The following is a 12,284-nucleotide window of genomic DNA, read 5'->3' on the forward strand; positions in this document are numbered from 1 at the left end:
TCAGCCCTTTTGCCGTCCCGCCTGCAACAGCTCGGACACATCGAGGGTGACCTTGGCACCGATCGAGTCGGGGAGGGTGATCTGCTCGCCGGGAGCATGGACACAGTGGGTGTCGTATCCGCCCGCGCCGGGGTCGGTCAGCACATGGACCTGGCCGTGCTTGCGGTTGACGATCAGATACACCGGGATCTTGGCCTCGGCGTATACGGCAACCTTGTTCCGTAGGTCGTTGTTGTAGTTGTTCGAGGTGACTTCGACGATCAGACGGAATACTTCCGGGCCGTAGCAGTTGTTCTCACGCTGGTGCTCCATGATGTCGGCGTCCACGATCGCGAGGTCCGGAATGGCGTAGTCGTCCGGTCCGGTCGGCAGCCACACGCCGATCCTCTGGATTACCTCCGTTTCCTGCCCATGAAGGTCCGCTGCGAAGAAGTTCCCCATAAGGTCGGTCAGGACCACCGCATGCGACATATCGGGGAGAGCGGTCACGGTGAGCACTCCGCCGATGATCTCGGCTCGCCACCCCGGGAGCCGGTCCATGAGCAGGTTGGCTTCCTCGAGCAGAGTCAGCGGCTTGCGCTTAACACGCGGCTCGGCGGTTGCGGACAAAGCGGGCCTCCCAGCGGCTGTCGAGACCATCGTCGTGGCCGCGCCACCGTCATGTGTCCCGTAAGACGGGATTCACTCCAACGGGTGGCATAAACCCCGAAACACCCGACCGCCGGGCCCTTTCCCCAGGTGGGAAGGGCCCGGCGGCAACAAGCGCGCCGATCGTGCGCTACTCCGTACGGAGCCCTTCCGGCCGCATCATGCGCCACAGCGGCCCCATGCTGACCAGGGTCACCAGCAGGATCACGCCCGCGCCGATGCCGGTCATCGTGGTGACGCTCGCCCAGTCCACGGCGATCGGCTCGTCGACCATCTTGAGCAGGATCGCCCCCAGGGCGATGCCGCCCGCGACCGACAGGGCCAGGCCCAGGACCACCGGGATCGCGGTCTGCCACAGGACGGACCAGCCGAGAGTCGCGCGGCGGGTGCCGAAGGCGACCAGGACCGAGAGGAGCTTCTTGCGTTCGCGCAGCTGCTCCAGCATGGAGACGATCATGCTCGCGCCGATCAGCAGCAGGGTGGCCGAGGCGCCGATGAACAGGCCGCGCTTGATGGTCCGGAACTCGTCCGACTGCTTGGTGCTCTGCAGCTCGTAGGTGTCCGGCTGGGAGGAGAGCCGGGCAGCCGTGTTGCGGGCGTACTCGATGGCGTCCGGGACCTTCGGGTCGAGCCGGAGCATCATCTGCACCGAGGGCTCGTCCAGGTCGGCGATGTCCAGCGCGCCCGGGGTGGCCAGGATGCCGGAGTGCTCGCTGCCCCGCGGGTCCTTCTTGAGGTCCACGACGGGCGTGGACTTGGGGATCGTCCACAGCAGCGGCTTGCTGCGGGAGGGGTTGTAGTCCTCGTCGAAGTTGAGGTTGACCGTCGCGCCCGGTTGGGTGAAGTAGGTGTCCTTGTCGTCGAACTCGGCGGGCTTGGTGACGAAGACGTCGCCGTCGCGGCAGTCGCCGATCCGCGCCAGCTCCTTCAGCGTGCGGCAGTCGCCGACCATCACGCTCTGGACCGGGATGTCGCCCGGGGCCTTGACCTTGCTGTTCGGGTCGCTGACCATTCCTTCGGTGACGCCGAGCGCGTCGCGCACGCCCTTGGTGCCGGTGTACTGCGCGATGGCGTCCCGCGCCTGCGCGCCGGTGTCCACCGGGATGTACGCCACCACATCGGCGCGGGTCGGGTCCTGTCCGGTGGAGGTGGTGTTGTCGCTCTCCGCGGCGGCGAAGAGCATGGTGATCGCGATCGCGCCGGCCACCGCGACCGTGATGCCGCTGACCGCGCGCGAGGCGGCGCCGCTGCTGAGCTGGAGCCGCCGGGTGGCGAGCTGCCAGGGGACGGGGCCGCCACCGAAGCGCTTGACGACGGCTTCGACCAGCCACGGCAGCAGCGCGGTGATGCCGACGAGCATCAGCACCGCACCGGCCGCGACCTGGTACATGTCGCCGTCGCTGCTCCCCGTTCCCGAGCTGAGGCGCGGCAGCAGCAGCGCGAGGCCGAGGACGGGGAACAGCAGCCGCCACCACAGGCGACGCGGCTTGGGCGCGGTGTTGCGTACGACGCCGAGCGGTTCGATGGTGATACTGCGCAGCGCGATCTGGGTGACCACGACGGCGCAGGTGGGCACCGCGACCATGATCAGCGTGGTGATGGCGGCCGAGGGCTGGACGTCGGAGGAGAAGACGCTGGTGCCGAACACCGCGACCCCGTCGATGAACTGCCTGACCAGCAGGAAGATCCCGGTGCCGACCACGAGTCCGAGGAGGGAGCCGACCAGTGCCTCGCCGGCCGCGATCCGCCGCGTCATCCGGCTGTCGGCGCCCACCAGGCGCAGCGCGGCGAGCCGTCGGTCGCGGCGCTCGCCGCCGAAGCGTACGGCGGTGGCGATGAAGATGGCCACGGGCAGGAGTAGCACCACACAGCCCACGACGATCAGCATCAGCAGGACCGGGTCCAGCTCCTGCTCCTGCTTCGGGGAGTTGTCACCCCAGTGGTCGAGACGGTTGCCGGCGCCCTCGACGGCGTCGGGTCCGACGCCCGCGTAGTAGAAGAGCTCGGCCGGTCCGGCCAGTCCCTCGTCGCCGATGGTGCCGACGATCTTGTAGTCGAGGCGTTCCCTGAGCAGCTTGTTGTCGCCGTCGGCGAGCAGCTTCTTCAGGGCGGGGGAGACCACCATCTCGCCGGTCGCGGGGATCCGGTCGACGCCCGGGGGCAGGGCCGGCCGGTCGCCGTCGGGGGCCAGCAGGAGCCCCGTGATGTCGGAGCCGCGGAAGGTGGTGCTTCCAAAGCCGAGCCGCACGGTGTTGGGGCCCGGTTTGACGTTGCTCGTGTAGCCGTTCGTGTAGGAGCGGGCGCTGGTGCGGTCGTCGCGCGCGGAGACGATATGCGGGACGGCGGCGGCGACCAGCAGCAGCGCCACGCCGAGCCCGACGCCGACCGCCGTCAGGAGCGTCCTGGTCCAGCTCTCCCGGCCGCCGCCGACCGCGAAGCGCGCCCCCGTCGCCAGGTCGGCGGCCCAGCGGCGCAGCCCGACCGGCTGGCGGGGCTCCGGGCGGGCGGGGGGCGCCGGGGGCGCTCCGCCGGGGGGCTGTTCCGCCTGCTCCGCAGCCCGCAGCGGGGTCACATGGCCGGCGCTCATCGGGCGCCCGCCATGTCCCGCGCCTTGCCGTCCCGTACGACGACCTCGCGGTCGGAGTACGCGGCGACGCGCGCCTCGTGGGTGACCAGGACGACTGCCGCGTTGGTCTCGCGGGCGGCCTCGGTCAGCAGCTCCATCACCCGCTCGCCGTTGAGCGAGTCGAGTGCGCCGGTCGGCTCGTCGGCGAACAGCACGCGCGGGCCGGTGACCAGCGAGCGGGCCACGGCGACCCGCTGTCCCTGGCCGCCGGAGACCTCGCCGGGCCGCTTGTCGCGCACATCGGCGACCTCCAGCCGCTCCAGCCAGACCAGCGCGCGGCTCTCCGCCTCCTTGCGCCCCACGCCGGTCAGCCGCAGCGGCAGCGCGACGTTCTCCACACAGCTCAGCTCGGGGACCAGCTGGCCGAACTGGAAGACGAAGCCGAACTCGCTGCGGCGCAGCGCGCTGCGCTGGGAGTCGGGCATGGCGGACAGCAGCCGCCCGCCGTACTGGACGGTGCCGGAGTCCGGGGTGACGATCCCGGCGAGGCAGTGGAGCAGGGTCGACTTGCCGGACCCCGAGGGGCCCATGACGGCCACGACCTCGCCCGCGTGGATCGAGAAGTCGGCGCCGTCCAGGGCGGGGGTCGGGCCGTAGGCCTTGTTCAGCCCTTCGGCTATGAGAAGCGAGCCTGCGGGAGTCATGGGGTTACCGCCTTGGCGAGTTGGCCGAGGCGCGCGGCGGTGAGCTCCAGCCAGCGCAGGTCGGCCTCGAGGTGGAAGAGGGCGTGGTCGCAGATGAGCTGATCGCTGAGGTCGCCGGTGCGCTTGCGCTGGGTGAGCTCGCGCATCAGGCGCAGATGCTCGGCACGCTGCACGTCGAGCAGGTCCGCGGCGTCCCGGCCGGTCATCAGCGCGAGGACGACCTTGGTGTAGAGGACGGACTGGAGGTACGGCTCGGGCTTCTCTGGCTGCCGGAGCCACTGCTCCACGTCGGTGATGCCGGCCTCGGTGATGGCGTAGCGCTTGCGCTCGGGGCCACCACCGTGCTCGATGCCGTCGACCTCGACGAGGCCGTTCTTCAGGAGCCGGGACATGGTCGAGTAGACCTGTCCGTAGTGCAGCGGGCGGTCGTGCCCGAATCTCTCGTCAAAGGCCCGCTTGAGGTCGTAGCCGTGGCGCGGGCCGGACTCCAGGAGTCCGAGCAGGGTGTGGCCGATTGACATGCGCAGCACTCTACACCATGCGTATACCTCGTGTGTATAGATGCGCGAGGCTGGGCGTTTCCGCAGGTGAGAGGGGTAGCCTCGCAAGCCCGCCCGGTTCCGCGGTGTCGAGCCCCTGTCCATGTGCGGCTCCGCCGCGTTGGGCTTCGCCGCGCCGGGGGGCTCCGCCCCAGACCTCCGGGCGGACCCTCCGGAATGCACATCCGGGTCGGGCGGGAGCTACTAGGGTGCGCGGGGTGAACGAACCTGCTTCCCGCCTGCCGAGCACCTTCCGCCTCATCGTCACGGGGGGTGGTACCGGCGGCCATACCTACCCCGCGCTCACCGCGGTCCGGGCATTGCAGGCCCGGCTGGCGGCCGACGGCCGCGCTCTCGATGTCCTCTGGATCGGCACGCCCGACGGTCTGGAGGCTCGCGTCGCCCCGGCCGAGGGCATCGCCTTCAAGACGGTCGCGACGGGCAAGATTCGCCGGTCTGCGAACCCGCTCAAGATGATCAGCCCGGCGAACGTCAAGGACATGGCGCGCGTGCCGCTCGGTGTCGCCCAAGCCCGCAAAATCGTGTCGGACTTCCGGCCGGACGTTGTCCTTGCGACCGGCGGGTACGTCGCCGTCCCGGCCGGGCTTGCCGCGCGGATGTGCAAGCGCCCGCTGGTGCTGCATGAACAGACGGTGCGGCTCGGGCTGGCGAACCGGAAGCTGGCTGGCTCGGCGACGCGCATCGCCGTGTCGTCGGAGTCGACGCTCCCGCTCCTCCCGGAGGCCGTACGGTCTGCGGCCGTCGTCACCGGGAACCCGGTCCGCCCGGAGGTGCTGGCCGGCCACGCGGAAAAAGCAATCACCGCGCTCGGGCTGACCGGCTTCGACCGGCAGCTCCCGACGCTCTACGTCACCGGCGGCGCCCAGGGCGCGCAGCAGATCAACAACGTTGTGCGGGACGCCCTCCCTTGGCTGCTGGAGCGCGCGAACGTGGTGCACCAATGCGGGCCGGCGAACGTCGAGGCCCTGCGCGCGAGCGCGGCCGGGCTCCCGCCGCAGCTCGCTGGCCGGTACTTCCTCACTGGGTTCGTCGGCCCAGAGCTACCCGACGTCCTGGCGCTCGTCGACGTCGTGGTCTCTCGCAGCGGCGCCGGCACCCTCGCGGAGCTCACCGCCCTCGGTAAGCCGGCCGTGTTCGTGCCGCTCGCCTCCTCGGCTGGGAACGAACAGGCGCACAACGCCCGCTACCTGGAGGAGGCAGGGGCTGCGGTCGCTCTTGAGGGGGAGGTCACCGCGGTGCGGTTGCGGGATGCTCTCGGACCGCTGCTGGCCGATCCGGCGCGGCGCGCGGGGATGGCGGAGGCGGCCCGGGTGCACGGGCGGCCGGACGCGGCGGACAGGCTCGTAGACGTGCTCCTGTCCGCCGCGTCCGGCGGCTGACCGGCCGGGGCCGGGTCTACGGGAGGTGCTGCGGGGCCCCGTTCTCGATGAGGCGGACGACGTCGGCGAAGGCATCCGGCTCCTTGCCCCAGGGGTCGGGGACGTCTCGGTCATCGAGGTAGAGGCCGAGCTTCGGCGCGGTCGCCTCGTCGGCGAGAATGAGCGCGGCCAGCGCTAGGCGGCAGCGGTTCCCGAGGCACACCGTCAGCAGCCGCCGCGGCCGGGGGTCACTGGCCGGCCCCCGCCGCGAGGACCTGCCGGAGCTCGCCGGCGACGTGCCGAGCGTCCACCTCCGTGAGGTGCTGGTGGAACGGCAACGTCATGATCTCCCGTCCCAGGCGCTCGGTGACCGGCAGCGGCCGGTGCCAGGCGGAGAAGGCCGGCTGCGTGTGGTTCGGCGGGTAGTGCACGCCGACGCCGATGCCGCGTTCCCGCAGCGCGCGGAACACCGCGTCGCGGCGGCCGTCGAGGACGCGGACGGCGCACATCGGCGGCACGGTGCGCGGCACGTCGGCGTCGACCAGGGCGATGCCGCCGACCCCCTCCAGCGCGGCGGCGTAGGCCCGCCACAAGGAGCGGCGCCGGGTCTCCGCCTCCGCGAAGTGGTCGAGCTGCACCAGCCCGACGGCGGCGTTGAGCGGCGACATCTGCACGCGCAGCCCGAACCCGTCAACGGTGTATGTCGTCGCCTCGGCGCGCCGGGCCGCGGACTCGATGATGCCGAGGCCGCGCAGCCGCCGACAGGTGTCGGCCTCCAGTGGCGTGCGGGGCACGATCGCGCCGCCGAGCCCGCACGTGAGGTTCTTCACCGGGCCGAAGGAGAAACACGTCACCACGCCGGTCGCGCCGACCCGGCGCTCTCCCTGGCAGGAGCCGAAGGCCTGCGCCGCGTCCTCGACGACGGTCACGCCCTGCTCGTCCAGCGCGGGCCGGGCCGGAGTGAGGTCGACTGCCCGGCCCCCGTAGAGAACCGGCATGACGGCGCGGGTATGCGGAGTGAGGGCGCCCAGGACCTCGGCGGGCTCGACGCAGCACGTGCGGGGGTTGACCTCGATGAACCGCGGCCGGGCCCCCGTCGCGATGATCGCCTGCACGGTCGCGCAGAACGTGAAGGAGGGCACCAGGACATCGTGTCCGGGGCCGACGCCGGCGGCGAGCATGGCGACGTGGAGGGCGGCCGTGCCGGAGGCGACCGCGACGACCTCCGACACCCCGAGGAACCCGGCAACGCGCTGCTCGAACTCCTCCGTGACCGCGCCGTGGTTGTACTGCCCGGCGCTCAACATCGAGGCGATAGCGGCCTCCTCGCCGCCGTAGAGGTACGGGCGCCCGTTCCGCGCGAGGTCCGGGGATGCGGTGCGGGTCATCGCGGGGTCCCTTCGCTGGTGGTCAGCGTCTCGACGTACTTCGTGAGGGTGATCTCCGGCTTGTACGTGAGCCGGTCATGGTCGACGTCCTGGCGGAAGAGGCCGCGGAGGTACTGCCCGACGTAGTCCGCGCCGGCCGCGACGGAGGCGGGGAAGCCTCCGCCGACCCTGGCGTTCGCCTCGGTGATGACGACCTGCTCCGGGCCCTCCTCGTCGCGGATGAAGCCCTGGACGCAGCACGCCCCGGTGACCCCGGTCGCGGTGAGCGCCGCCCGGACGCACTTGGCCGCCTCGGGGTCGGCGAACGTGCGGGAGACGACGGCGAGCCCGCCCTTGACCAAGAGTCGGTACCGGAGGATCACCGAGGCCTGACCGGCACGGTCAACGAGGCAATCCGCGGTGAACTCCCGGCCGCGGACGTGCTCCTGCACGACCGGCGCCGGGACGAGCTCGCATAACACCCGGGCCTGCTCCCGCGTCCGGCACACATGCACGCCCTTTGCGCCCTGCCCATACCGAGGCTTGACGACGAGGAGGCCGTCCGGCGCGCTGTCGAGCTCGTCCGGGAGGACAGTGCGAGGTGTCGGCACCCGGTGCTTGGCCAGCACAGCGGCGAACCGGGCTTTGTCTCCGCACGCCGTCGCCGCCTCCCGGGTCGGGAGCCAGGTGGTGACGCCAAGGTTCGCCAGGGGGCGGCGGAGGGCGATGAGCCTCGGGAGCTCCCGCTCAACCGTCGAGAGGACGGCGTCCGGGCGGGCCTTCGCGCACAGCCGGAGTACGGCCGCCCGGTACGCGGCGTCCGCCGCGGGTGGGAGGACGTGCGCGGTGACCTCCGGGAGGAGGAGCCCAGCCGCGTGCGGGTCCGCGTCGGCCGCGAGGACCTTGCAGCCGAGCTGCTGGAGGGACCGGGCGAGGTCGAAGCCGGGAGTGCTGCCGACCCCGGTCACGAGGATGCGCTTCGCCACGTCGGTCACCGCCCGGCCGGAGCGGCGGGCACGGCGCGCCGCGCGGGCGGAGGTGCGGCCTGCGGATTCCGCATGAGCGGCGCCCACCGGTCGGGGTTGCGGCGGTACCAGTCAGCGGCCTCGGCGAGCCCGCCCTCCAGGTCCCGGGCGGGCCGGTACCCGAGCTGGGCGGAGGCCTTCGAGCAGTCGATCGAGTACCGCAGGTCATTCGCCGGCCGGTCGGGGACGTAGGTGACCGCCTCCCGGGTCGCGCCGCAGATGCGGAGCAGGCGCTCGGTGAGCTCCCGGCCGGTGAGGTCGGTTCCGCCGCCGAGGTTGTAGACCTCACCGGGGGTTCCGCTCTGGAGGACGGCCTCGACGCCGGCGCAGTTGTCTTCGACGTGGAGCCAGTTGCGGACGTGCTCGCCCCGACCGTGGAGGGTGACCGGCTCACCGCGCAGGAGCCGGGTGACGAACAGGGGGATGATCTTCTCGGGGTGCTGGTACGGGCCGTAGTTGTTCGAGGACCGCGTCACGCACACCGGCACGCCGTACGTCTGGAAGTAGCTAAGGGCGATGAGGTCGCTCGCGGCCTTCGACGCGGCGTAGGGGACGGACGGACGGAGCGGGAACTCCTCGGTGGCCATGCCTTCCAGGAGCGGGCCGTACACCTCGTCTGTCGAGACGTGCACGAACTTCTGCACCTCGTGCCGCATCGCGGCGTCGAGGAGGGTCTGCGTGCCGCGGACGTTCGTCTCCAGGAACGTCCCGGCCGCGAAAAACGAGCGGTCGACGTGGGACTCCGCGGCGAAGTGTACGACCGCCGTGTGCGCGGCCATCAGACCGCCTACGAGTTCGGCGTCGAGGATGTTGCCGTGGACGAATGTCAGCTTCGGGTTGAAGAACGCCGTCCCCAGGTTCTCGATGTGGCCGGCGTAGGTGAGGGCGTCGAGGACGGTCACGGTCGCGACGTCGTCCGCCGCAAGGATGCGCTTGACGAAGTGCGAGCCGATGAAGCCCGCCCCACCGGTCACGAGTACGTGTTCCATAGATGCCTCCATGGAGGGAAGGAGACGGCCCGGCGTTGACCGTGCCGTCAAACGGAGCTCCCGGGCCGATCGGCCGGGCGTGAACTCACCATGCGGGCCCGCCACCGGGGCCGGGAGGTACCCGGCGCCGGTCCGCACACGGTGTGCGAGGCCCGCACACGGCATGCATCCGTACGCCCTCCCCGCACTGGGGAGTTGGCACTAGCGTCATTGCTCCCGCCGTTCCGTAGGAGGCGCCTATGGACGTCACCAGAATCGCGCGAGAGATCGGGGCCGAACTCCGCAGCGCGCGGTGCCGTGCCCGGCTCACGCAGACCCAGGTCGGGAAAGTCGTCGGCTACTCAGCGAGCGCGGTCTCCCGGATCGAGGCCGGCCGAATGCGGCTGGAGTACGACCGGCTCCTTGCCTTCGCCGCGTTCCTCAACATCCCACTCGACAGGCTGGGCGGGACTCCTGTCCCCAGCCCGGCCCCGATCGATACGGTGGGGCGTCCAGCGGACGAGGAGGATGCGGTGCGTCGTAGGAACCTGCTCACCGGTGCGGCAGCGATCGGAGTGACGGCCGCGTTCGGCGCCCCTGCGGCGAGCGCCTCACCCACCGGGGGCGACCCGGCCGCGCCTCTTGAGGACTACCTCTTCCGGCTCCCCGCCGTCGCCCCGGTGCCGCTGGCGCGGCTGGTGCAGGAGACGGCGAGCGCGCGGGCGGACTTCCGCGCCGCTCGGTACACCGCCCTAGGCCGCTCTCTCCCGTCCCTCCTCGCCGCCGCTTCCGCGACGTGGGAGGAGGCGACAGGGCACGACCGGGAGAAGGCGAGCGTCGTCCTCGCCCGCTCATACATCCTCGCCGCGGAGCTCGCGCTCAAGCACCACAGCGATGCAGCCTGGGCCGCCGCCGACCGCGCGCTCACCGCGGCCCGCGCCTCCGGGCACCCGGTGCCCGTCGGGGAGGCCTCCCGTGTGCTGGCGATCACGATGCGCCGCTCAGGGAGCTGCCCCTCCGCTGTGCAGCTCCTCACCCGCGAGGCCGCAGACCTCGACGGCGGGCAGGAGCAGACGGGAGCGGTCCGTACGACGCTCCTGCTCACCGCGGCGTACAGCGCGGCGACGGGCAGAGACCGCACTACCGCGCTGGATCTCCTCGACGCGGCCAAGGAAGAGACCGCCCGCCGCGAGGCGACACCGTCCGGGCTGTTCACCGTCGATGCGACGCGCGCGCAGGTCGACGTCTACCGTATCGGCGTTCTCAACGCGCTCGGCACCCCGGACGAGGGAGTGAGCGTGGCGCGGCGGATCAACGTCGACAGCATGCCGACGCCGGAGCGGCGCGCCCGCTTCTGGACCGATACCGCCCGCATGTGGCACGCCCTCCGGGACGGTAGGCAGACCTTCGCGGCGCTGCGGCGTGTCGAGCAGGAAGCGCCGCAGGAGGTACGGCGGCCGGCGCTTCGGGCGCTCACCGCCGATCTGCTCTACGCACCGGCCCGCGTATCCGGGGTGCGGGAGTTCGCGGCCCGTACGGGCGCGATCTCCGCCTGACCGGCCCCACTCCGGGCCACGGTCAGGAGTGGGCGGACGTGTGGCCTCCCGGCCCATGGTCGGGTGGCCCCTCAACCAGATCTTCATCAGCTTTCTGAGCGGCCTCGGGGAGGTAGGGGTGGGCGTGCACCACTTCCCCGAGGCCGCTCAGCCCTCTGAGGGGTCGGGCTCCGGGGGATGAGGGGCTCGGGGCGGGCGGCCGCGGCGGGGGATGGGGGCCGCGGAGCGGGGCAGCCGCCCCGCCTCCGCGAGCGCCTTCCGCAGCAGGAACTCGATCTGCGCGTTGGCGCTGCGCAGCTCGTCCGAGGCCCAGCGCGCCAGCGCGTCATGGACCGCGGGGTCGAGCCGCAGCAGCATCTGCTTGCGCTGCCGCGGAGCCCGGCGCGCGCCCTCGCGCGCGTCCGGCTCCGCGGCCTCGTCCCGCTCGCCGCTCTCCGTCACTGGTAGAGCGTGCCCGTGTTGAGGACCGGCTGCGGGGCGCGGTCGCCGCACAGCACGACCAGCAGATTGCTGACCATCGCCGCCTTGCGCTCCTCGTCCAGCTCGACGATCTGCTCCTCGGAGATCCGGGCCAGCGCCGCCTCGACCATGCCGACCGCGCCGTCCACGATCTGCCGGCGCGCCGCGACCACCGCGCCCGCCTGCTGGCGCTGGAGCATCGCGGAGGCGATCTCGGGGGCGTACGCGAGATGGGTGAAGCGCGACTCGACGATGCGCACCCCGGCCGCCTCGACCCGCGCGTGCAGCTCGTGCGCCAGCTTCTCGGTGATCTCCTCGGCGTTGCCGCGCAGCGACAGCGCGTCCTCGTCGTGCGCGTCGTACGGGTACTCGATGGCGATATGGCGCACCGCGGCCTCGGTCTGGGTGGAGACGAACTCCAGGAAGTCGTCCACCTCGAACACCGCCTGCGCGGTGTCCTCGACCCGCCAGACGACGACGGCGGCGAGCTCGATCGGGTTGCCGTACGCGTCATTGACCTTGAGCACCGGGGTCTCGTGGTTGCGCACCCGGGTGGAGATCTTCTTGCGGCTGGTGAACGGGTTGACCCAGCGCAGCCCCTCGGTGCGGATGGTGCCCTTGTAGCGGCCGAAGAGCTGGACGACGCGGGCCTGGCCGGGGGCGATCGCGCACAGTCCGCGCATCGAGATGAAGGAGGCGATGATCACGAAGATGCCGAGCGTGATGAGCCCGGGGTTGCTGTTGTCCTCGTAGGCGTATTCGGAGGTGTCGGCTCCGGCCGCGATGAGGATGGGGCCCGCGGCCAGGCCGGCCAGGCTGAGCAGCAGCGCGAGCCCGCCGCTGATGCTGCGCGCGGGGCGCTCACGCACCGGGGTCCTGGGCTGCTCCGGTATGTCGGCGGCAGGTGTGATATCGGTCATGTCGGGCATGGAGTTCCCCCGTTTTCGCTGGTGCTGGGTGGTGCGGGGCCGTTCGGCCTTCTATCAAAGTGATAGCAGATTTATGGCGGAAGGCAACCCTTGGCCGCGGCCAGACGTCAGTTCCCACAGGGTGGGTGCTGTTTGTCACCTTCG

Annotated in this window: 12 protein-coding genes; 2 read left to right on the top strand and 10 right to left on the bottom strand. The window is 71.6% G+C overall.

Translation table 11 applies throughout. The features are described 5' to 3' along the window. From ACZ4WQ_RS17510 to ACZ4WQ_RS17525, 4 genes are all read right to left on the bottom strand, one after another. Positions 1 to 609, bottom strand: coding sequence for a Uma2 family endonuclease (locus ACZ4WQ_RS17510; RefSeq protein WP_398371064.1), 609 nt, complete (start codon positions 607 to 609; stop codon positions 1 to 3). Between the two features lie 169 nt (positions 610 to 778). Continuing rightward, entirely contained in the window at positions 779 to 3,235 is a 2,457-nt protein-coding gene (locus ACZ4WQ_RS17515) for an FtsX-like permease family protein (protein ID WP_398371066.1), read from the bottom strand. Continuing rightward, the gene (locus tag ACZ4WQ_RS17520) at positions 3,232 to 3,918 is read right to left on the bottom strand and encodes an ABC transporter ATP-binding protein (protein ID WP_352127892.1); all 687 of its coding nucleotides are present in this window, start codon (positions 3,916 to 3,918) and stop codon (positions 3,232 to 3,234) included. Before ACZ4WQ_RS17520 ends, ACZ4WQ_RS17515 begins: the two co-directional genes overlap by 4 nt. Further along, entirely contained in the window at positions 3,915 to 4,439 is a 525-nt protein-coding gene (locus ACZ4WQ_RS17525) for a PadR family transcriptional regulator (protein WP_014176769.1), read from the bottom strand. The genes ACZ4WQ_RS17520 and ACZ4WQ_RS17525 overlap by 4 nt, the downstream gene beginning before the upstream one ends. A 227-nt stretch (positions 4,440 to 4,666) precedes the next feature. Here ACZ4WQ_RS17525 and ACZ4WQ_RS17530 point away from each other — a divergent pair, with 227 nt between their 5' ends. Further along, a complete protein-coding gene (locus tag ACZ4WQ_RS17530; protein ID WP_385340463.1) occupies positions 4,667 to 5,857 on the top strand; it encodes a UDP-N-acetylglucosamine--N-acetylmuramyl-(pentapeptide) pyrophosphoryl-undecaprenol N-acetylglucosamine transferase in 1,191 nt (396 codons plus the stop codon). 16 nt (positions 5,858 to 5,873) lie between these two features. Here ACZ4WQ_RS17530 and ACZ4WQ_RS17535 read toward each other — a convergent pair whose 3' ends face one another. Genes ACZ4WQ_RS17535 through rfbB form a run of 4 tightly spaced genes read right to left on the bottom strand, consistent with a single transcriptional unit; the run spans position 5,874 to position 9,217 of the window. Beyond that, entirely contained in the window at positions 5,874 to 6,059 is a 186-nt protein-coding gene (locus tag ACZ4WQ_RS17535; protein WP_385340461.1) for a hypothetical protein, read from the bottom strand. Between the two features lie 25 nt (positions 6,060 to 6,084). Next, complete coding sequence (locus ACZ4WQ_RS17540; protein WP_311727521.1) at positions 6,085 to 7,224, bottom strand: DegT/DnrJ/EryC1/StrS family aminotransferase; 1,140 nt, start codon at positions 7,222 to 7,224, stop codon at positions 6,085 to 6,087. Continuing rightward, complete coding sequence (locus ACZ4WQ_RS17545) at positions 7,221 to 8,189, bottom strand: ATP-grasp domain-containing protein (protein ID WP_311727522.1); 969 nt, start codon at positions 8,187 to 8,189, stop codon at positions 7,221 to 7,223. Before ACZ4WQ_RS17545 ends, ACZ4WQ_RS17540 begins: the two co-directional genes overlap by 4 nt. A gap of 5 nt (positions 8,190 to 8,194) precedes the next feature. After that, positions 8,195 to 9,217 carry a dTDP-glucose 4,6-dehydratase gene (gene rfbB / locus ACZ4WQ_RS17550; RefSeq protein ID WP_468022278.1) on the bottom strand — a complete coding sequence of 341 codons (1,023 nt, stop codon included), beginning with the start codon at positions 9,215 to 9,217 and terminating at the stop codon, positions 8,195 to 8,197. 239 nt (positions 9,218 to 9,456) lie between these two features. Here rfbB and ACZ4WQ_RS17555 point away from each other — a divergent pair, with 239 nt between their 5' ends. After that, complete coding sequence (locus tag ACZ4WQ_RS17555) at positions 9,457 to 10,752, top strand: helix-turn-helix domain-containing protein (RefSeq protein WP_385340457.1); 1,296 nt, start codon at positions 9,457 to 9,459, stop codon at positions 10,750 to 10,752. A 147-nt stretch (positions 10,753 to 10,899) separates the two neighbouring features. Here the strand turns inward: ACZ4WQ_RS17555 and ACZ4WQ_RS17560 are convergent, their stop codons facing one another. After that, positions 10,900 to 11,109: a type II toxin-antitoxin system antitoxin gene (locus ACZ4WQ_RS17560; RefSeq protein ID WP_311727679.1), complete on the bottom strand. Its 210-nt coding sequence runs from the start codon at positions 11,107 to 11,109 to the stop codon at positions 10,900 to 10,902. Between the two features lie 80 nt (positions 11,110 to 11,189). Next, on the bottom strand, positions 11,190 to 12,131 hold the full coding sequence (locus ACZ4WQ_RS17565) for an SPFH domain-containing protein (RefSeq protein WP_361183484.1): 942 nt from the start codon (positions 12,129 to 12,131) through the stop codon (positions 11,190 to 11,192). Positions 12,132 to 12,284: the final 153 nt, after the last annotated feature.

The sequence above is a fragment of the Streptomyces sp. NPDC028305 genome, assembly GCF_055569495.1.

Bases quoted from the DNA above. Each gene is read 5' to 3' on its own strand.
- ACZ4WQ_RS17515 (WP_398371066.1), bottom strand. From the start codon at position 3,235: ATGAGCGCCGGCCATGTGACCCCGCTGCGGGCTGCGGAGCAGGCGGAA.
- ACZ4WQ_RS17520 (WP_352127892.1), bottom strand. From the start codon at position 3,918: ATGACTCCCGCAGGCTCGCTTCTCATAGCCGAAGGGCTGAACAAGGCC.
- ACZ4WQ_RS17525 (WP_014176769.1), bottom strand. From the start codon at position 4,439: ATGTCAATCGGCCACACCCTGCTCGGACTCCTGGAGTCCGGCCCGCGC.
- ACZ4WQ_RS17540 (WP_311727521.1), bottom strand. From the start codon at position 7,224: ATGACCCGCACCGCATCCCCGGACCTCGCGCGGAACGGGCGCCCGTAC.
- rfbB (WP_468022278.1), bottom strand. From the start codon at position 9,217: ATGGAACACGTACTCGTGACCGGTGGGGCGGGCTTCATCGGCTCGCAC.
- ACZ4WQ_RS17555 (WP_385340457.1), top strand. From the start codon at position 9,457: ATGGACGTCACCAGAATCGCGCGAGAGATCGGGGCCGAACTCCGCAGC.
- ACZ4WQ_RS17560 (WP_311727679.1), bottom strand. From the start codon at position 11,109: ATGCTGCTGCGGCTCGACCCCGCGGTCCATGACGCGCTGGCGCGCTGG.
- ACZ4WQ_RS17565 (WP_361183484.1), bottom strand. From the start codon at position 12,131: ATGACCGATATCACACCTGCCGCCGACATACCGGAGCAGCCCAGGACC.